At 33.5% G+C, this 19,735-nt stretch carries 15 protein-coding genes; 1 reads left to right on the plus strand and 14 read right to left on the minus strand.

Translation table 11 applies throughout. The annotated features are described in order from the left end of the window. Window position 1: 1 nt before the first annotated feature. The 5 genes from LL966_RS01845 to LL966_RS01865 form a co-directional block, all read right to left on the minus strand. Window positions 2-2,815, minus strand: a complete 2,814-nt coding sequence (locus LL966_RS01845) for an AsmA family protein (RefSeq protein WP_229349638.1) — start codon at window positions 2,813-2,815, stop codon at window positions 2-4. Between the two features lie 177 nt (window positions 2,816-2,992). Continuing rightward, window positions 2,993-3,838 carry an MlaD family protein gene (locus tag LL966_RS01850; protein WP_229349640.1) on the minus strand — a complete coding sequence of 282 codons (846 nt, stop codon included), beginning with the start codon at window positions 3,836-3,838 and terminating at the stop codon, window positions 2,993-2,995. 26 nt (window positions 3,839-3,864) lie between these two features. Further along, window positions 3,865-4,641 carry an ABC transporter ATP-binding protein gene (locus tag LL966_RS01855; protein WP_394799444.1) on the minus strand — a complete coding sequence of 259 codons (777 nt, stop codon included), beginning with the start codon at window positions 4,639-4,641 and terminating at the stop codon, window positions 3,865-3,867. A gap of 4 nt (window positions 4,642-4,645) precedes the next feature. Then, window positions 4,646-5,404: an MlaE family ABC transporter permease gene (locus LL966_RS01860; protein ID WP_229349645.1), complete on the minus strand. Its 759-nt coding sequence runs from the start codon at window positions 5,402-5,404 to the stop codon at window positions 4,646-4,648. 266 nt (window positions 5,405-5,670) lie between these two features. Further along, on the minus strand, window positions 5,671-7,941 hold the full coding sequence (locus LL966_RS01865; RefSeq protein ID WP_229349647.1) for a glycosyltransferase: 2,271 nt from the start codon (window positions 7,939-7,941) through the stop codon (window positions 5,671-5,673). Between the two features lie 381 nt (window positions 7,942-8,322). On the opposite strand from LL966_RS01865, the gene LL966_RS01870 reads away from it, so the two are divergent. Continuing rightward, the gene (locus tag LL966_RS01870) at window positions 8,323-8,484 is read left to right on the plus strand and encodes a DUF1328 family protein (protein ID WP_229349648.1); all 162 of its coding nucleotides are present in this window, start codon (window positions 8,323-8,325) and stop codon (window positions 8,482-8,484) included. 92 nt (window positions 8,485-8,576) lie between these two features. On the opposite strand, the gene LL966_RS01875 is transcribed toward LL966_RS01870, so the two are convergent. From LL966_RS01875 to LL966_RS01915, 9 genes are all read right to left on the minus strand, one after another. Continuing rightward, window positions 8,577-9,044 carry a DUF1440 domain-containing protein gene (locus LL966_RS01875; protein WP_229349650.1) on the minus strand — a complete coding sequence of 156 codons (468 nt, stop codon included), beginning with the start codon at window positions 9,042-9,044 and terminating at the stop codon, window positions 8,577-8,579. 28 nt (window positions 9,045-9,072) lie between these two features. Next, window positions 9,073-9,579: a DinB family protein gene (locus LL966_RS01880; protein WP_229349652.1), complete on the minus strand. Its 507-nt coding sequence runs from the start codon at window positions 9,577-9,579 to the stop codon at window positions 9,073-9,075. A gap of 392 nt (window positions 9,580-9,971) precedes the next feature. Further along, window positions 9,972-10,352: a DoxX family protein gene (locus tag LL966_RS01885; protein ID WP_229349654.1), complete on the minus strand. Its 381-nt coding sequence runs from the start codon at window positions 10,350-10,352 to the stop codon at window positions 9,972-9,974. A 511-nt stretch (window positions 10,353-10,863) separates the two neighbouring features. Further along, window positions 10,864-11,595: a GNAT family N-acetyltransferase gene (locus LL966_RS01890; protein ID WP_229349656.1), complete on the minus strand. Its 732-nt coding sequence runs from the start codon at window positions 11,593-11,595 to the stop codon at window positions 10,864-10,866. Between the two features lie 71 nt (window positions 11,596-11,666). Further along, the gene (locus LL966_RS01895) at window positions 11,667-12,272 is read right to left on the minus strand and encodes a Crp/Fnr family transcriptional regulator (RefSeq protein WP_229349657.1); all 606 of its coding nucleotides are present in this window, start codon (window positions 12,270-12,272) and stop codon (window positions 11,667-11,669) included. Between the two features lie 364 nt (window positions 12,273-12,636). After that, window positions 12,637-14,055 (minus strand): TolC family protein, encoded by a 1,419-nt coding sequence (locus LL966_RS01900; RefSeq protein ID WP_229349659.1) that lies wholly within the window; start codon window positions 14,053-14,055, stop codon window positions 12,637-12,639. A 320-nt stretch (window positions 14,056-14,375) separates the two neighbouring features. Then, window positions 14,376-17,543, minus strand: coding sequence for an efflux RND transporter permease subunit (locus LL966_RS01905; RefSeq protein ID WP_229349660.1), 3,168 nt, complete (start codon window positions 17,541-17,543; stop codon window positions 14,376-14,378). Between the two features lie 12 nt (window positions 17,544-17,555). After that, window positions 17,556-18,773 (minus strand): efflux RND transporter periplasmic adaptor subunit, encoded by a 1,218-nt coding sequence (locus LL966_RS01910; protein WP_229349662.1) that lies wholly within the window; start codon window positions 18,771-18,773, stop codon window positions 17,556-17,558. 249 nt (window positions 18,774-19,022) lie between these two features. Beyond that, complete coding sequence (locus tag LL966_RS01915; protein WP_229349664.1) at window positions 19,023-19,616, minus strand: TetR/AcrR family transcriptional regulator; 594 nt, start codon at window positions 19,614-19,616, stop codon at window positions 19,023-19,025. Between the last annotated feature and the right edge of the window lie 119 nt (window positions 19,617-19,735).

The raw sequence follows: 19,735 nt of genomic DNA on the forward strand, positions 1-19,735 counted from the left end.
ACTATTTTGTTTTGGATTTACTGACTTTTTCTTTTTTAACTACCTTATTTCTTTTTTCATCATAAACTGCAGGATCAATCTCTTGACCAGTTTTGCTGAAAATTTTAATTTTTGGAGCTTCATGCGTACCCGTAACCACGATAGGGAAACCGATAATTCCGAATAGGGGTAAACCTAAACGCATTCTAAGATCTAGAAGTCCATCAAAGCTTGTAGTTCCTTTAATTGTGGGTCTAAAACCAGCCACTTTAAAGGTAAATGGCTCAACATTTATAAGGTTTTTGTCAATTGTCGATTTGATTTCAATTCCTTTCATATCTGGATTGTTCAAACCGTTTTGTCCTGTTTTAGAACTAATTCCATCAAAAAATTTCAGCCCTTTAATTTGTACATCACGCAGATTTACAGTTCCGCCACCGTTAAGAGAGGCGTAAATTGGTCCCATATTTCCATTTAAGTCGCCTTTAATTTTATAATCGACAGAAATAATTCCATGTGCTTTTTCAGCTGCAGAAACCATATCATGAAACATCGGAATCTCTTTGTAAGCTCTTTGTACATCAAAATCCTTAGCAGTGAAATGAGCATCAAAATGTGCAGCTGTAGGAGATTCATCTTTATAAAAAGCATTAATTCCGACAATGCAATCAATGATGTTAAAGGTAATGTTTTCTAAGTAAAATCCTTCTTTTTTAACACCTGTTTTTCCTGATAATTTATTTAAAATCAGTCCGTTGTATTCTATTTTGTCTGCATTTGCATTTAAGGATACATTTAAGTTTTTAGGAATCATAACAACGCCACTCATTTTTGGATGATCTTCTTTGGCATATTCTATCTCAATTTTTTGATCTTTATTTTCGCCTTTTTCAAGCGCCATAAATTCATCAACATTAATAAGTTTCGATTTTAAGTTGAAATTTCCGCTCAAAGTTCCATTTGATTCTAAGAAATAATTGATTGTATTCAACAAATAACCGTTAATGTCAAAATCAGATTTTCCATAAGAAGCATTGAATTTTTCAAACCACATTTTTTCGTTTTGAAAACGGAAATTTCCTTGTTTGATGAAAAAAGATTTAGGAAACAATTCAGAAGTGGCTTTTATATTTTTTAATAGCAAAGTTCCTTTGTTGTCCAATTTGTCATATTGCCCAGTTGTGGCATAACTTTGTTTACCTTTTAATGAAAGATCTGCCTTTGCATAACCCGTTAAATCAAGACCTTTTTGAGAGAAAACCTGATAAATTCTTCCCACATTCAATTCGCCTTTAATTTTGGCATTATAAGCCAAATCATTAAAATCAGATAATGCTGCGTTTACATAAACTGGATTTCCTTCAAAAACAAAAGAGGCAGGTGCTACAGCTACAATCAAATCTTGAAAAGTACCCGCTTTATTAAGCATATTGGCTACAAAAGTAATATCGGTTATTGGATTTGGATAGTATTTCGTTTTTATCCATCCATTTCTTAATGAAATGCCTCCGATAGTTTTCGGAAATAATTTTTTGGAAGTACTGAAAAGACCTTTTGCTTGAATATCAGTTTTCAAGATTCCCTTTACATCAAAATCACTTAGACCCAAAGCTGCATCTACAACAGCAAGATCCAAAGCGCCTTTTATACTGGCGTCAATAGTCATTTCGCTCAAACCTTTACTTCGTAAATAGGCATTGAAATAATCTTTTTCTCCCACTTTAAATTTTAAAGCTCTAAGATTTACCAACAATTTTTCGGTATCTAAAGAAGGAAGAATTGCATTCAAATCCATTTGAAAATCTTTTAAAGGAACTGGCGCATCTTTATGATTTACAGAACCTTCATTGATTTTTAGGTTGAAAGCCAAGTTTGGTTTTTGTTTTTTGGCTACATTATAATCGCCTTTAAAGGTCAATAATAAATCGCTTCTTCCAGAAATTTCTGTTTTTTCAAGCCAAGTCAAATATTCTGGCGGCATTACAGATAATAAATCTTTTACCGTTGTATTCTCTGATAAGGCTTTAATATCAATTTTATATCCATCTCGTAAAATGGTAAATAAACCAGTAAATTTTAAAGGCAGTTTATTGATACGCAATTCATTTTTTTGCAGAATAAAAGAAAGCGAATTGGTGTTGATTCTGGTAATTAATTCGGCACGAACTTCTTTCTTGCGAACATAACCTGTTCTATCATAAAAGAAATCAAGATTATCAATTTTAGCATCTGTAGCAAGATCAAAAATATCTTCGCTTAGATTTCCTTTTCCAACATAATTAAACCCTTTTGCATCAACCAAAATTTTTGCCGAACGATCGTTGTATTTTACATGACAATTTTCTAAATCGATTCTTTCTAATCGAATGGCAGTTCCTTCTTCTGGCGCATCTTTTTCTTCTTTTCTCTTTTCTGGCGCCACATAAATATTGTAGTTGGCTTGACCTTTTTCATTTACCATTACATTTATTAAAGCATCAGAAACATAAAGTTTGTTGATTTTTACTTCATTATCAAACAGTAATCTTTTAATATCAATTCCAAAAGCAACCTGATCTGCTTTTAATAAAGTATCATTGCTAAACGGTTTAGAGCCAGTTAAGGACAATTCATCTAGAGAAACAGTCAGAGAGGGGAAATGTGTAAAAAAGGAAAGCTTAGATTTCGTAAAATCAAGTTTAGTATCCAGACGTTCATTTGCAATTTTCTTTACTTCCGAAGCAATTTTTCCAGGAAATAGCAAAGGAATGATAAATAACAAAAACAAAATCACCGCAATTGTTATTCCAGTGATTTTTAAAAATTTTAAGGCGGTATGTTTAAATGAAGTAGGCATATATATCAATTTTTCTTATTAAAAATTGCATCGTAAAAAGTAAGACGTAAAAGAGTTATGAGGGATGAATTAAAAGTTATAAGTTATAATTGCTAGTTATAATTGATAATCGATTTTAATCTAAAAATCAAAAGTCTGGTATATTACTTCTTTCATCTCAAACGTCTCGCGCATAAACTATTTTTTTGCAGCTTCAGCTTTTTTAGCTTCTTCCTCTTTTTGTTTTTCCTCTTTTTCTTTTTGTTCTTTTTCTTTCTGTTCTTTCAGCTCTTTATCTTTTTTTTCTTTTTCTTTTGCAGCTTTCTCTTTAGCTTCTTCTTGTTTCTCTTTTCTTTCCTCTATTTTCTTTTCTTTTTCTTTCTCTTTTTTCTTGTAATAACCTCTCAAAAGAAAGTTGCTTTTCGCGGCTTCCATATTATCGCTAAAACCTTTTGTTCCAGACTCTAGATTAGAAAGAGTGTTTGAGACACTGTTGGCCATTTTATCGTCTTTAACCAATCTTGCCAAAGCTCCGTTTCCGTTATTCATGCTATGACTAAAAATCGCTATTTCGTCTGAAATCACGCCGATATTATCCACGCTTTTTTTAACGCTTTTCATAATGTCATGCATTTCAATTCCGTCAACAGAAGCTATTGTTCCATTGTCTTCAATCATTTTCTGAGATTTAGCGCCTGGAGAAATAGTTAAAACTTTATCTCCCATTAAACCATCAGAACCAATGCTGGCAGTAGCATCCGTTTTAATAAATTTTCTAACATCTTCTTTCATTACCAAAACCACAATTACGGTGGAGTCATTTTTTAATTGAATTTGTTCTACAGTTCCGACATTAATACCAGAAAAACGAACGTTGTTTCCAACTTCTAAACCACTCACTGTTTTAAATTGAGAAGTGATATGAAAGGTAGAACCGAAAAGGTTTTTTTGTTTTCCAATAAAATATACGGCCATTACAAAAAGCAGTAAGCCTATTGTTACAAACATTCCTAATTTCCAAGTATATCCAGATTGCTTTTCCATGATTTCTATTATTTATTTTGCTTTTTTTATTGAAAAAATGAGCGAACCCATTCGTCTTCGTCTTTTTCCAGTTCTTCGTATGTTCCTTCTGCGTGAATAACACCTTCTTTTAAAACTATGATTCTGTCGGCAGTTAATTTTGCACACGCCATATCGTGCGTAATAATTATGGATGCCGTTTTTTGTTTATTTTTTATATCTAAAATCAATTCGCTGATTTCTCTAGATGTTATGGTATCTAAACCTGTTGTAGGTTCATCATACAAAATGATTTCTGGTTTTAAAATCAGTGTTCTTGCTAAGCCGATTCTTTTTCTCATACCTCCCGAAAGTTCAGAGGGCATTTTGTCAACAGCTTCAGCTAGACCAACACTTTCCAACGCTTCCATGACTTCTTTTTCAATTTCATCTGCACTTAAATCGCGCTTGTGTTTGCTTAATGTAAAAGAGAGATTCTCTCTAACCGACATCGAATCGTAAAGTGCGCCACTTTGGAACAAAAAACCGATTCGGACTCTTATGGCATTCAGCTCGTTTTTTGAAATGTTAAGAACGTTTTCTCCAAAAACTTTAATTTCGCCCTGATCAGGTTCAATCAATCCAACAATACATTTTATAGTTACCGATTTTCCTGATCCAGATTTTCCTAAAACCACAAGATTTTCATCTTTATTCAAAATCAGATTTAAACCTTTTAAAATGGTATTATCTTTTCCAAAAGTCTTATGCAGATCTTTAATCTCAATTATTGGAGATTGATCATTATCTTTTGTTTTGGGTTCTTTATGTAATTTTTCTGTCATCATTTTAAAAGAATAAATCGGTTATTTGAACAGCCACCATATCAATAATAAAAATGCTCAATGATGCCGTTACAACAGCAGAATTTGCCGCTTGTCCTACACTTTCTGTCCCATTCGAAGCAGTAAAACCTTTATAACACCCAATCATGCCAATTACAAATCCGAAAAAGAAAGTCTTTATGGTGGCAGGAAATAGGTCTAAAAATTCCAAGGATTGAATAATCTGCGTTAAAAATCGATAGAAATTAACATCGCCGTGAATATTGATTCCCACATAACCGCCAACAATTCCGATAGCATCAGCAAAAAAAACCAGAATAGGAACCATTAGTGTACAGGCTAAAACTCTAGTTACTACCAAATAATTATAAGGATTTATGGCAGAAACTTCCATCGCATCTATCTGTTCGGTTACTTTCATTGAACCAAGCTCAGCTCCAATTCCAGATGAAATTTTTCCTGCACAGATCAGCGCTGTAATTACGGGAGCAATTTCTCGTATCAAGGAAAGCGCTACCATTCCTGGAAGCCAAGATTCTGCGCCAAACTTCACTAGCGTAGGGCGAGATTGAAGTGTAAGAACCAAACCCATAATAAAACCAGTAATGGCTACTAATGGCAATGATTTATATCCGATAATATAGCACTGTTTAAAAAACTCTTTGGTCTCATAAGGCGGAATAAACACCTCCTTAAAAAACTTTTTGGCGAATATTGTAGTTTCTCCAATTTCGGTAAATATATTTTTTAGGTTGAGAATCAAAATGTTATGTTTTTAAGTGAATGGTATAAAATGAAAATCAGAATGCTCTAAAAACACCTCTGATTTCTATATGAAAGTTACTTTTTTTATGAGTAAAAAATCTTACACAACTTTTTTTCAAGTTTATATAATTTTCATAGCAATAAATACAATAAAAAAATGAAACCTACGTTAGGTGATTTTTTTAAACAAAAAATCCCTTTCATTTAGAAAGGGATTTTCAGGGTTTTAAAAGAGAAGTATTTGGTTAGCTTCGCCGTTATATTTTATGAATTAATTGCTATACCAGTGCGAGATTTCATTAAGGGAATAACTTTAGATTGCGCTATCGCTAATTTTTCCATTAATAGTCTTGCGGTTAAAAAGCAAACTGTAGATTCTGCACCTTGATTTAAGTTTACATTGTGTTTTTCTAGTCCGTCGTAACCACCGCCACTTACAGGATTGTACATGATTTGTCCTAAATGATTTTTACCTAAAAACCAGTTAAATGCTGCTTTCATTTTCTTTTTGTAATGCGGAGTTTTAAATTCATTATAAAATGCATTTAAAGTCATGATGGTATACGTTACATCAATTGGCTGTTCGCCAAATTCTTGAGGTTCAGAACCTTTATGGAACCAGCTTCTATTTGAAATTGCTTTGAAATTGCCTTTTACAAATGTTTTAGAAATTAGAAAGTCTAAAGAATCTAAAGCTACTTTTTTGTAAACAGGTTTGTTTGTAATTAAGTAAGCATAAAGCATTGATTCTGGCAGAATTCCGTTTCCGTATGTTAAATAATTTTCAAACCATTGCCAATCTTCTGTTGCGGTATCTTCATAATTTGCTAAAAGTTTAGCATTCAATTTATTGATAATCGCCGCCACATATAAGTTCGGAATAGTTGAATGATATAAGTATAATCCTTTTGTTGCAAATCCAATAGATCGTGGTGATTGAATATTTTCTGCCCATTTTAATGAAGTCAATAAACATTTTGCCGCTTTTTTAGAAATAGCCTCAGGAAGAATATCAGACAATGAAACTACAGTTCCTAATGCCCAAATTGCTCTAGCATTTGAATCTTCTAAATTAACTTCGGCATTTTGTTCTACGTGTTCGCGGTTTTCTTGATCAACATAATTGATGAAGTCTCCTTTTGGCTGCTGACAACGTTGAATGAAATCTAAATAGATTAAGATATAAGCTAAATCTTCTTTGTCTTGTGTTAGTCGGTAATGCATACAGAATGCAACTAACGCTCTAGCATTATCATCTAAAGTGTAACCTGAATCTAAATCTGGAATAGAGATTTTGCTGAATTGAATAATTCCTAAATCTGTTGTCAGTTTTTTGATGTGTTTCAACTGAATTTCAGGATAGCTGAATTTAATTTCTGCTGGATTATCAATCAATTTTTTATAAGTGTTCATTTGTGTAATTCCGGCGTTTTCCCAAGAGGAAGCGCGCATTTTAGTAAACGAACTGATTCCCATTTCATGTCTTAAATTTTCATCTTTAATCAATTTAATGGCTGCTGCAGCAAATTGATCTGGTTCTCCAATATCGCATAAAATTCCAGAATCTTCTGTAAGTACTTCTCTTGTATGCGGAATTTTAGAAGCCACAATCGGACAAGCACAACTCATTGCATAAGCAAAAGTGCCACTCACAGCCTGATTTGGATCTTTAGATGTAAACATGTAAATATCGGTAGCTTTTAAATATTCTAAAAGTTCATCAGTATCTAAATATCGATTTACAAAACGAACATTGTTTTCTAGATTTAATTCGGCAACAATTCCTTCCAATTTTTCTCTATAAAGATCTACACCGTCTTTAATTAAATTAGGATGTGTTTTGCCAATAATTAAATAAAGCGCATTTGGAGCCTCCTCAACAATTTTTGGTAAAGCTTGTAAGCCTGTTTCGATATTTTTTCCTTCGCCCAAAAGACCGAAAGTTGAAAGTACAATTCTGTCTTGAATTCCTAATTTTTCTTTTGCATTTTTTGGTTCTTCATAAATCACAATATGGGTTCCATGAGGTACACAAGTAATTATTTCTTCATTAATATCGTAATCTTTAATTAGTATTTCTTTCGATTTATTAGTCATGACAAAAACCGAATTACTATAACTTAGCAATAATTTTACGAACGTTTTTAATTCGTCATTCGGATTCGGAATAACACTGTGAAATGTATAAGTTACAGGTACTTTTATAACATTTAAAAAATCTAAAAGATAATCTCCATAATTCCCAGAAAACAAACCAAACTCATGCTGAATATGAACTAATTTTACAGCTTCATCGCTATTGATTTCTTCTGCAACTTTAGTATATTCATCTCTATTTTTAGTATTTAAAGTAAAAGCCTGTGTTGGTTCTTCTTTAGGTTCATTAACCAGCTCGCATATCTCACACTGTATAGATTTACCATAAACGTCTGTTATTCCTTTTATAGTATCTTGAGTATAAGTTGCAATGCCACATTGTGTTGGAGGATAAGTAGAAAGAAAAACTATTTTTGATTTATTTGATATTGTTTTCATGAAGATTCAATTTTAATTCGGTTAATAACTCGTTAAGGTTCAGAATGCCATCATATAATTTATGGCGACCCTTTATCTGTAATATTTAATATATTTTTTGAGCTTGTGCTCGTGGTAAATAATTTTATCTAAAATTACTTTGAGATAAAGGCGACGATTAATCCAATCCACTAAAAAATTAACTCAAAAGCTGAAACATGGTAATTCTGTAAGAAAAAAAAAGTATAGTGAAAACAATACGTAGGATATTGTTTTTTAATGGATTGAGTTAATTTAAAAAGGTTTTTGAGTTAAGAATGTTTGTAAGAATAAAGGAACTTTGAGTAACAAACAAAGCAGACTATTAATTAGTCATATTTAGCAACTTAAAAATCTATCATTATGTTACGTTACACTATCATTTTTATAATTCTTGCTATTATAGCAGGAATCTTCGGTTTTGGTGGTATTGCCGCTGGAGCTGCAAGTATTGCAAAAGTTTTATTTTTCATATTCTTAGTGTTATTTATCATATCACTAATTACAGGGAGAAGAAAAGTATAAATTTTTTAAGAGGGACAAAGGTTCAGAGTTATAAAGGTTCAAATTTTTTTAGCCTCTGTAACTCTGAACCTTTGCCTCTTTTGCAACTTATGTCAGTACCACTTTGCGTAATATTTTCGTGTTATAAAGGCAATTGGTAATCCTACGCAGCAAATTACAATTAAAATAGATAGTAATAAGGGAAAGTCTAATTTCTTTTCTGGTAAAACAGGAAATACTATCGGAAGTACTATAAGATTCATTACTACCCATATAAAGAATCCGTAGCTTATTCCTGATAAGAAAGTATTAATTCGAAAGAAAGGGATATAAGGAAAAATCTTAAAGTAAAACCAAGCAAAAATAAAAGCAATTAAGAAATGAAATCCTAAACCTGCAAGAGTCATTTCTGTTCCAGCTGTATAAGCCTCTTTTTTAAATACACCGCTAGCAATAGATTGCAGTATTTTTTCGGCTGTAGTTTTATGAAGAATCACCGAGTAGATTAAGATAGCGGCAGTAATATCTAAAAATCCTGCAACTAGACCAGATGATACAATGGTTCTAACTTTTGATCTCATAAAATAAATTTAAATTAATGCTCGTTTATTAGCTCTTGATATGTTCGTAAATCGATTTTAACTGATGAGTATGTCTTTGTGTATGAATCATCGCGAAATGAATCCACTCATAAATGGTGAAATTTTCAAAATCAGGAATTTGAAATCCAATGCACGTCAGCGTTAAATCGTATGTTTCAGCAGCTTCAAATAAATCGGTTTGTATTTTTTTTATCGAAGCCAGTAAGGAATCTTTATTATACTCATCAGCAGCAGGTTCTATACTTTTAGGAGATTGGTATTTGGTATTAAAATCTAGAAATATGGCATCTAATTTTGAAACATTTTCATCAGGTTCTCGAGTTGTTTTTTCTGTTTTTCCGGCAAATAATTGTGGCAAACCAGAACAGGCCAGAATAATATGCTGAACGGTCTGACCTCCAGTCCAGCTTCCGCTAAAAGGCACAATATTGATTTCTTCATCAGAAAAAGAAGAAAGAACATCGCTTAATTTAGTATAGGTTTCTAATATTGTATTTTGAATAGCGCTTTCCATTTTTATATTTTGAAATTAGTTATTCAACAGCCATGCTTGCCGCTAGGTTTTATAAACCAACAGTACATTTTCTGTTAAAGCAAATTGTATAGAATTAGGGAAAAGATGGTATTTCAAATATACGATAAAAAATAATAAAATACTAGATGTCAGTAATTTGAAATTGTTTTTAAGGAAGTACTTCACATGAATAACCATGGAAATTTAAAACGTCAATAATTTTTGTATTCGAAATTGAGGGTGAATGAATACGAAGAATTTTATCACAATCTTCTAAATCGAAGCTGATCGAACTGTTAGGGAAATGCTCAAGAAGTTTTTCAATGATTATTTTACATTGTGATTCTTCTTGAACATTGGTTTTAAAAACTTCAATCATAAAGTTTTGATATTTAAAGCGCTATATTTTTATAACGCTGTATTTTATGATATGTCATATAAGAAGCGATTAGGATAGCCAAAACAATCAAAGGGAAAAAAGATTGAAAATTGATTCCGTCTACAGCAAAATGGCTTATGGATGCAAAAATAAAATCGAATGCAAATCCTGCATAAGCCCATTCTTTAATACGTCCAGAAACTTGTGGAATAATCAAAGCTAAAACTCCCAAAATTTTAAAGACGACCAAAGCGTTTCCGAAATAATCTGGATAACCAAGATGTCTGATTCCTTCTTTGGCCATTTCCGATTGTGAAAATATAGCAGGCATTACACCTTCAAATAAAAAAATAAAAATTGTAGTGGTCCAAAAAATAATTTTTGCTGTTTTCATTGGGTATTTGTTTAAAAGGTTATTAGTTAATGTATTACAAATCTAATAATGTTTTCCTTTTAATGAAATATACTTTTAAGACTATTTTAGGGGCATTTTGGACAAGTTGGTTGTTGGTTGTTGGTTGTTAGTTGTTGGTTGTTAGTTGTTAGTTGTTGGTTGTTAGTTGTTAGTTGTTAGTTGTTAGTTGTTAGTTGTTAGTTGTTAGTTGTTAGTTGTTAGTTGTTAGTTGTTGGTTGTTAGTTGTTAGTTGTTAGTTGTTAGTGTTGAACTTATCTTACTATTTGGCATCATGACGAAGGAAAGATCACACTAGTAACTCTACAAAGTTTTGTCTTCCTGAGCGAAGTTGAAGGATCACACAGATAATCTACAAAGATTGGTGATTTTGATTGCGGGGCTTCGACTTCGCTCAGCCTGACAAAAAAATCCAATAAAAAAACCTTTGTCCAAAGTTTTAAACTTTGACAAAGGTTTATCGTGATAGTTTTGAATTTTAAAAATTTGGAATTTATGTTAACTGATAATTTGTAATCAAAAATAAATCTTCAAAACCCAATCTCGTATAAATGCCTTTTCCCAAAGCAGAAGCTTGCAATTGTGCATATTCGCAATCAGCATCAATGGCTTCATTGATGGCAAATTTCATGATTTCTTCTGCAAAACCCTTTTTGCGCATTTCAGGAATCACGCCGACACCGTGAATTCCCATTGTTTTTCCGGTTTGAAAAAGTGTAAGCGTTCCAATTGGTTTTTCCTCAAAATGAACTAAATAGAATTTTACATTCTCATAATTATGAACCAATGTTTCTTTACTGATTACATAACTGAAAGACAACGGATAAATATCAGACCAAGTTTTGGCATCTTCTTCATTTAAAACTCTTTTGAAAGTAAGATTGTTTTGAAGCTCAAATTTTTTATTTAATTTCAAAAACATAGCCATCAGCTGAATTCGGATATTAAAACCGTTTTTTTCAAAAATTTCCTTAGAATTACTTCCAAATATATCCCAATACGGAACAACCAAACCTGGATTTTTAGCCATAGTTTCTAATATCTGCGAAAGATTTTCTTCGGTAATATCTTCACGAAACCATAGTCTATTTGGCCATCCTGAATCTTTAATTTGACTGAATTCTAAGAAATCATTTTTGTGATAAGAAAAGAGAGGAGTGGCAACCGTTTTCCAAAGAGTGGTAAGATTGTCAATATTGTCTTTGATGAGGTCTATGTGGTGCATTTTAATAACAAGTTTGAATTATAGAGCAAAGATAATTCTGGTCTTCTAGAAAAACCTTTACATATGTTGATTTACAAATCTTTTTCCAGACTTTTTCTGATTCGGCTTAACTGTGTTGGCGTAATTCCTAAATGCGAAGCAATATGCAATAACGGCACACGATCCGCAATACTTGGATGTTTCTGTAGAAGACCGACATATCTTTCGGTTGCATTTTGCATGACCAAAGCGACTTCTCTTTGTTCTTTATCAATAATCCAGTTTTTCTCTAAATGAGCAATATAAAAATTTTTAAGATCATCATTTTGGTAAATCAGCTCCATATATTTTTTATAGTTGATGTTGATTACAATGGAATCTTCCAAAGCTTCAATAGTGAAATTGGACGGACTTTGGAGCATTAAAGAAACTTTAGAACCCGCAAAATAATTTTCAAGGAAAAGGTTTTTATTATAGAAATTCCCCCGCTGATCTGTTATAAAAGCTCTTAAAACACCTTTTGCAACAAAATGAAGATTTTTAGCGATTTCTCCGTTTTCTAATAATGTTTCTCCTTTTTTAAGTGTTTGAAATTGTGCTATGTTTTCAATCAATTTCCAAGAATTTTCAGAAATAGAATAGTAGTTTTCAATTGTTTGTTTTAATTGATTGAGGTATTTCTGTTGGTCAGATGTCATTTTATTTTTGCATTTGCGAAAGACTAAAATTAGATAAGTTTTTTGTTTGATGCAAACTGAATAATGGCTCTCGCAAAGTCGCAGAGGCGCAAAGTTATTTAAGGATTTATTTCACGCAGATTTAAAATGATTTAAGCAGATTTGCGCAGATAATTTAATATACATTAAAAAAAATCTGCTTAAATCTGCAAAATCTGCGTGAAAAACAAATCTTTGTGACTTCGCGTTCTTTGCGTGAAACCAAAAAAAAAACTTCGCGTCCTAGCGCCTTAGCGGCTAAAAACTAAAAAACGCCATGAAACCCAAAGGTCTCACAGCGTTTTCATCTCAAAAAATAAATAATTAACGGGTAATGTAACAGGTATTATTTCCAGCCTCCGCCCAGTGCGCGGTACAAATCTGTATTGGCTGTAAGTTGTTGTCTTTTTAAATCTGCCAGTTCCAATTCGCTTTGCAATAAATTCGCTTGCGCAGTTAAAACTTCAAGATATTCTGCCATACCGTTTTTGAATAAAAGGTTGGCATTTTTAATGGCTTGTTGCAACGTTTTTACTTTTTCTTTTAAGAAAGTTTCCTGCTGTTGTAATTTCTCTACTTTAACCAAAGCATCCGAAACTTCGCTTACGGCAACCAAAACAGATTGTCTAAAAGCTAAAACTGCTTTTTCTCTTTCTGCGACAGCGATATTATATTGCGTTCTCACTCTTTTATTATTCAAAAGCGGTTGAGTTAAACCTCCTGCAACAGTTCCGAATAAAGAAGCCGGAATATTGAACCAATTGCTGGTTTCGAAAGAGTTTAATCCGCCTTGCGCTGTGATTCTTAATGCTGGATATAAATCTGCTTTTGTGATTCCTACGTTTGCGTTTGCAACTTTAAGAGCCAATTCGGCACTTTTTACATCTGGCCTTCTGCTTACTAATGCAGAAGGAATTCCAATTGCAGTATTGTGTTTTAATTCAATTGCACTTAAACGAATAGATCTTTCTTTAGAATTCGGAAAAGAACCCGTTAAAACACTCAAAGCATTTTCCTGAATCGCAATATTTTGTTCCAATAACGGAATCAATTGCGCTGAGTTTAATTTCTGTGCTTCCGATTGTTGAATCGCTAAAGTGGTTACTTGACCAGCATCGTATTTTAATTTGATAATATTGGTTGTACTATCATTTAAACGAAGATTTTGTCTGGCAATTTCCAATTGCGCATCAAGCATCAAAAGATTATAATATCCTCTTGAAACATTGGCTACGATATTCGTCTGCAATGCTTTTTTTACTTCTTCAGATTGAAGATATCCTGCGTAAGCTCCTTTCTTTTGGTTTCGGATCTTTCCCCAAATATCAGCCTCCCAAGAAAGTGAAGCTCCAGCAGAATAGTCGTCAATATGTTTAGCACCAATTGCTTGGTTTAAGTTTAATCCTGTAAAACTGTTGTCAGACGGATTGCTTGTACTTGCGTTCACAAATAAATTAACCTGAGGCACATTTCCCCATTTTGATTGTGTAAAACGGTATTGTGCAATTTCGATGTTTTTTTCAGCAATCTGCAAGTCGTTGTTTCTGGCAACGGCGCTGTCAATTAATTTGATAATATCTTTTTCTGTAAAGAAGTTTTTCCACTCCACATCGGCAATACTTGTTGTATCACTCGAAACCGATGCATTCCTGAAATTTTCAGGAAATGCATCTTTTGGAGTTTCAATATCCTTAGAGACTTTACAGGATATTAAGGTCGTGATCAGAATGGCGAAGGTCACGATTTTGGTTATATAATTTTTCATTAGTCTTTTTATTAAATTTCGGTACCCTTTGGGCATATTTTTTTCAACACATAGAAACATAGTTTTTGAATATTTAAAGAAGACGGTTCACTAGTTTAAATACACATAGTTGCTATGTGTGGAAACTAGTTTCTTCTAATCTCTTTTTTAGACATACAATTCTATGTCTACATGTGTTAAAGTATTTTTTTTAATCTAACAGATTAAATTTCTGTACAAGTATCTTTTCTGGTTTCAAGATCTTTTGAGATTCTGTACGATATATATCCGATGCCAAATATGATGGCAACAAGTATGGTTGTGATATAGTTTTCCATTGATTATTTTTCTTCTTCGTTATGAATTACGGCAACTGGTTTTCCAGAAACCTTTTCTTGTAAATGCTGGAAGATGATGAATAAAACAGGAATGATAAACAATCCTAGAATTACTCCTGAAATCATACCTCCGGCAGCACCAATACTAATAGAGTGGTTACCTTGAGCTGATGGTCCTTTGGCACTCATCATTGGCACTAAACCAACAATAAAGGCAAGAGACGTCATGATAATTGGTCGCAAACGTAATTTGGCCGCATCGATTGAAGCTTTAACTAATGCCATTCCTGATTTTCTTTTCTGAACCGCAAATTCCACAATTAAAATGGCATTTTTGGCGAGCAATCCAATCAGCATGACAAGAGCAACTTGTACGTAAATATTGTTTTCGATTCCAGTTAAACCAATGGCAACGAATACTCCAAAAATACCTGCAGGGATCGATAAAATAACCGCTAGAGGAAGGATATAACTCTCATACTGTGCAGCAAGTAGGAAATAAATGAATATCAAACACAGTAAGAAAATTGTAGCCGATTGCCCTCCGGAAGAAATCTCCTCACGAGTCTGGCCCGAGAATTCAAACCCGTAACCTGCAGGTAATTGTTGTGCTGCTACTTCTTCAATTGCTTTAATGGCATCTCCAGAACTAAATCCAGGTTTCGGAATCGCATTAATAGAAATTGAGTTAAATAAATTGTATCGTGAAGCGGTTTCTGAACCATAAATACGAGTTAGTTTTACTAAAGTATTTATTGGTACCATTTCGCCCGTTTTGTTTTTTACAAAAACTCTGTCAATTGCTGTTGGATCAGCTCTGTCTTCGATATCGGCCTGAACAACCACACGGTAGTATTTACCAAATCGGTTAAAGTCAGATGCCTGTGCGCTACCAAAGTAAGCTTGCATCGTTTGTAAAATGTCTTTCACATTAACACCCAATTGATTTGCTTTTTCGTCGTTAACTTCCAATTGCAATTGTGGATAATCTGCTTTGAAAGAGGTAAAAGCAACAGCAATTTCTGGACGTTTCATTAATTCTCCGATAAAGTTTTGAGAGATTCCGCTGAATTTATCCAGTTTTCCTCCAGTTTTATCTTGCAGAACCAAATCCAAGGCCTCAACGTTACTAAATCCAGGAACAGTTGGGAAACTGAATACGAAGAAACTTCCGCCAGAAATAGCGCCCAGTTTACCGCGAACCTGATTCATGATTTCGTCAATGTTTTTTACTTCGCCTCGTTCTTCGTTTGGTTTAAGTAATACGAATACAACCGCAGAAGATGGACTTGTAGAATTTGTCAATAAGTTGAAACCTGAAATCGCTGTTACGAATCTTGAAGCATCTAAACCTCTTAAAGTATTTTCAGCATCGGTCATTACTTTTTGAGTTCCGTCTAATGATGTTCCAGATGGCGTATTTACGGCAATCGCAATAAATCCTTGATCTTCTGTTGGAATAAACCCTTGAGGAGTTGTTTTCACCATTACAACAGTTGCAACAACAACTAAAGCTAATCCGCCTAAACTCAACCATTTTCTTCTGATTAAGAATTTAAGTCCGCCTACATAACGATTTGTCAACGATTCAAAACTGCTGTTGAAAGCGGTAAAGAATTTCTCTTTAAATCCTTTTTTCTGATAAGGTTCATTGTGATCGTGTGCTGAATGATTGTCTTTTAAGAACAAAGCAGCAAGCGCTGGACTCAATGTTAAGGCATTTACTGCCGAAATTACAATTGCAATCGCCATCGTAAAGGCAAACTGACGATAGAAAACTCCTGTTGAGCCTTCCATAAAACCAACCGGCAGGAATACAGCAGCCATTACCAGCGTAATCGAGATAATAGCACCCGTTATTTCGTGCATTGCTTCATGGGTTGCGATTTTTGGAGACAAACGTTTGTGCTCCATTTTCGCATGCACCGCTTCGACTACCACAATGGCATCATCGACCACAATACCAATCGCCAGAATTAATGCGAAAAGTGTTAAAAGGTTGATCGAAAATCCGAATAACTGCATGAAGAAGAACGTTCCTAAAATTGCTACAGGTACAGCAATAGCCGGGATTAATGTTGATCTAAAATCTTGCAAGAAGATAAATACCACAATAAAAACCAGTATAAAAGCTTCTAATAATGTATGCTCAACTTGTTCGATAGATTGGTCAAGAGATACTTTTGTACTATAGAAAATATTGTGTTTGATGCCTTTAGGAAAATCTTTAGAAGCCTTTTCCATCATTTTGTTAATGGCAATCTGAATATCATTTGAGTTAGATCCAGCTAACTGAATAACTCCGATTACAATTCCTTTTTTACCATTTAAACGAGTTAAACTGTTGTATGAATAAGCACCAAGTTCTACTCTCGCTACATCTTTTAAGCGAAGTACTGAACCATCTGCATTAGAACGTATAGCAATATTTTCATAATCTTCTGGTTTGGTTAATTTCCCTTTGTATTTAATAACATATTCAAAAACCTCTTTGCTTCGCTCTCCAAATTTCCCTGGAGCTGCTTCCAAACTTTTGTCTTGGATAGCGCCCATAACTTCACTTGGCGTTACTTTATACGTTGACATTTGCGTTGGATTCAGCCAAACACGCATAGAGTAATCTTTTACACCACCAAAAATACTGGCAGAACCCACACCCGGAATACGTTTTAGTTCCGGAATAATATTAATCTGTGCATAATTGGCAACAAAAGTCTGATCGTATTTTGTTTCATCTTCGGTATACATACCAATTGCCATGATGAAACTGTTTTGTTGTTTCGCCGTAACAATACCTTGCTGTACAACCTCGGCAGGCAATTGACTTGTTGCTTGAGCAACTCTGTTTTGAACGTTTACCGCAGCTTGATCCGCATCTGTTCCTAATTTAAAGAAAACAGTAATAGCCAAAGTACCATCGTTACTGGCTGTAGAACTCATGTAAGTCATGTTCTCTACACCATTTATAGATTCTTCAATAGAAGGTGCCACAGAACGTAAAACCGTTTCTGCGTTGGCTCCCGGATATACCGCCGTTACCAAAACCGATGGAGGCGCAATATCAGGAAACTGTTGTAAAGGCAGTTTAGTTAAACCCAATACTCCCAGAATCACCAACAGAATGGAGATTACAGTTGCCAGTACAGGTCTTTGTATAAATATTTTGAACATTATTTCTTCTGATTATTTTTTATTAGTTACTTCGGCAACTTTAGTTGATTTTTCTGGCTGAATCGCTTGTCCATCCTGAAGTTTGTCAATACCGCTCATTACGATTTGATCCCCTGTTTTTACGCCGTCTTTAATTAAATAGTTCGTCCCGCTTTTACCCACAACCGTAATAGGCATTTTAGTCACTTTGTTGTCTTTGCCTACAGTGAAAACAAATACTTTATCTTGCATTTCAATTGTAGCCGCTTGTGGAACTAAAATCGCATCATCATGGTTTAATCCTAAACGGATTCTTCCTGTGTTTCCAGAACGTAAAATTCCGTTTGCATTTGGAAAAGTTGCTCTAATTGTGATTGCTCCTGTAGTTTTATCAAACTGACCGTCAACCATATCGATTTTTCCTGTTTTTGGATAAGCGCTGTTATCAGCCAAAATCAAAGTAACTGGAGGCAATTTTTTGATTTTATCTCCTAATGAACTTCCAGCGTATTGTTCTTTAAAATGGATGAAATCTGTTTCACCTAAAGAGAAATAAGCAAATACTTCGTGAACATCTGATAAAGTGGTAAGCGCTTCAACATCAGAAGCAGAAACTAAACTTCCTTGTTTTTTAGGTAATCTTCCGATGTAACCACTTACTGGAGCTGTAACATTGGTATATCCTAAATTAATTTTTGCAGAACCAACCATTGCTTTTGCTTGTTCGATATTCGCAGCAGCAATTTTTTGGGAAGCTTTAGCCGTTTTCAATTGGTAATCAGAAACTACTTTGTTTTGAACAAGAGGAGTCAGTTTATCAACTTCTAAATTAGCGTTAATCAAAGCCGCTTCTGCAGCGTGAAGACTTGCCAAAGCATTGTTTAACTGCTCACGGAAAGGACGCTCATTGATTTTGAATAAAGTTTGTCCTTTGCTTACATAAGCACCTTCGTCAACAAAAATTCTGTCAAGGTTACCGCTTACTTGTGGTCTAATTTCAACATCTACAGTTCCTTGTATAGCAGCTGGATATTCAGCATCAGTAGTTGTATTTGCACTTGTTATAGCCAACACAGGTAAAACCGGCGGCGGTGGAGCAGTTGGCGCCTGATTTTTGTCGCCACAGCTGCCTAATACTAAAGCCAGAATAAAACTGGTTATAATTACATTTTTCATTTTCATATTGGTTTTAATTGGTTGAACATTCTCTCGGATTAAATTTTTTGGTATTCTGGAATTCTCGGGATTCATATTTAATTAAATTAAATTATCTAACGTTGTTAAGTAAAAGTGCACAAACTTTCATACTTTTTGTCTTTTTCTATTTTATTCTAAATCACTATTAAAATATTTAACGGTGTTAAGTAAGAGTCTAAAAAAAAAGGCTTTTATTACCTCGATTAAATTTTCTAACAGTGTTAAGTTAATGTTACAAAAAAAAGGATTTTATATTATCCAATTAAATTATTTTACACTGTTAAGTAAAAAATGAAAAAAATATTATTGTATTGATTTGATGATACCGCCAATGGCATCTTTCAAAATTTGAGCATTTATTGTTTCTAAAATATCACTTTTATTAATGATGTTGATGGCGATTAAACCATGAATAACAGAAAAGAAAGTGAAGTACTTTTGCTTTATGATATCTTGACTCGGATTGCTGTCTTTCATTACTTCAGCAATTACATGAGTGAATAATTTGTAAGGTCCCTCTTGAGCCGAACATCGCTGTGCACAACACGTCATTTGAACACCAAACATCAACTGATACAATTCAGTATTAGTAAAAGCGAAGTCCCAATACGTCATCCACATGGCTTCCAATTGATCTTCGGGTTTTTCAAACTTGTCAATTGCAACTTGCAATTCTTTAGTCAATTTGACGAAACCTTTGTCAGTCAGTTCTTCTAATATTGCTTCCTTATTCGAAAAGTATTCATAAATAATAGGAGCCGTATATTCGATTCTGTCGGCAATTTTACGCATACTCAAACCATTCCAGCCTTCTTCTTTTACGATATCATAAGCAGCGCCAAGGATGTTGTTCCTTGTCTCTTCTTTTTGTCTTAAAATTCGATCTTTGCTAGCCATTTTATTCGAGTATTAAATTGTTTAACACTGTTAGGCAAATGTATGACCGTTTTTCTAATTATGAAATAAATTTATCATAATATTTTCTTATCGTGTCATAGATTGATTTAAAAAACTTT

Source organism: Flavobacterium chungbukense (genome assembly GCF_020805785.1).
In the GTDB taxonomy this organism is placed as follows: Bacteria; Bacteroidota; Bacteroidia; order Flavobacteriales; family Flavobacteriaceae; genus Flavobacterium; species Flavobacterium chungbukense.

Bases quoted from the DNA above. Each gene is read 5' to 3' on its own strand.
- LL966_RS01845 (WP_229349638.1), bottom strand. From the start codon at position 2,815: ATGCCTACTTCATTTAAACATACCGCCTTAAAATTTTTAAAAATCACT.
- LL966_RS01850 (WP_229349640.1), bottom strand. From the start codon at position 3,838: ATGGAAAAGCAATCTGGATATACTTGGAAATTAGGAATGTTTGTAACA.
- LL966_RS01855 (WP_394799444.1), bottom strand. From the start codon at position 4,641: ATGACAGAAAAATTACATAAAGAACCCAAAACAAAAGATAATGATCAA.
- LL966_RS01865 (WP_229349647.1), bottom strand. From the start codon at position 7,941: ATGAAAACAATATCAAATAAATCAAAAATAGTTTTTCTTTCTACTTAT.
- LL966_RS01870 (WP_229349648.1), top strand. From the start codon at position 8,323: ATGTTACGTTACACTATCATTTTTATAATTCTTGCTATTATAGCAGGA.
- LL966_RS01875 (WP_229349650.1), bottom strand. From the start codon at position 9,044: ATGAGATCAAAAGTTAGAACCATTGTATCATCTGGTCTAGTTGCAGGA.
- LL966_RS01880 (WP_229349652.1), bottom strand. From the start codon at position 9,579: ATGGAAAGCGCTATTCAAAATACAATATTAGAAACCTATACTAAATTA.
- LL966_RS01885 (WP_229349654.1), bottom strand. From the start codon at position 10,352: ATGAAAACAGCAAAAATTATTTTTTGGACCACTACAATTTTTATTTTT.
- LL966_RS01890 (WP_229349656.1), bottom strand. From the start codon at position 11,595: ATGCACCACATAGACCTCATCAAAGACAATATTGACAATCTTACCACT.
- LL966_RS01895 (WP_229349657.1), bottom strand. From the start codon at position 12,272: ATGACATCTGACCAACAGAAATACCTCAATCAATTAAAACAAACAATT.
- LL966_RS01900 (WP_229349659.1), bottom strand. From the start codon at position 14,055: ATGAAAAATTATATAACCAAAATCGTGACCTTCGCCATTCTGATCACG.
- LL966_RS01905 (WP_229349660.1), bottom strand. From the start codon at position 17,543: ATGTTCAAAATATTTATACAAAGACCTGTACTGGCAACTGTAATCTCC.
- LL966_RS01910 (WP_229349662.1), bottom strand. From the start codon at position 18,773: ATGAATCCCGAGAATTCCAGAATACCAAAAAATTTAATCCGAGAGAAT.
- LL966_RS01915 (WP_229349664.1), bottom strand. From the start codon at position 19,616: ATGGCTAGCAAAGATCGAATTTTAAGACAAAAAGAAGAGACAAGGAAC.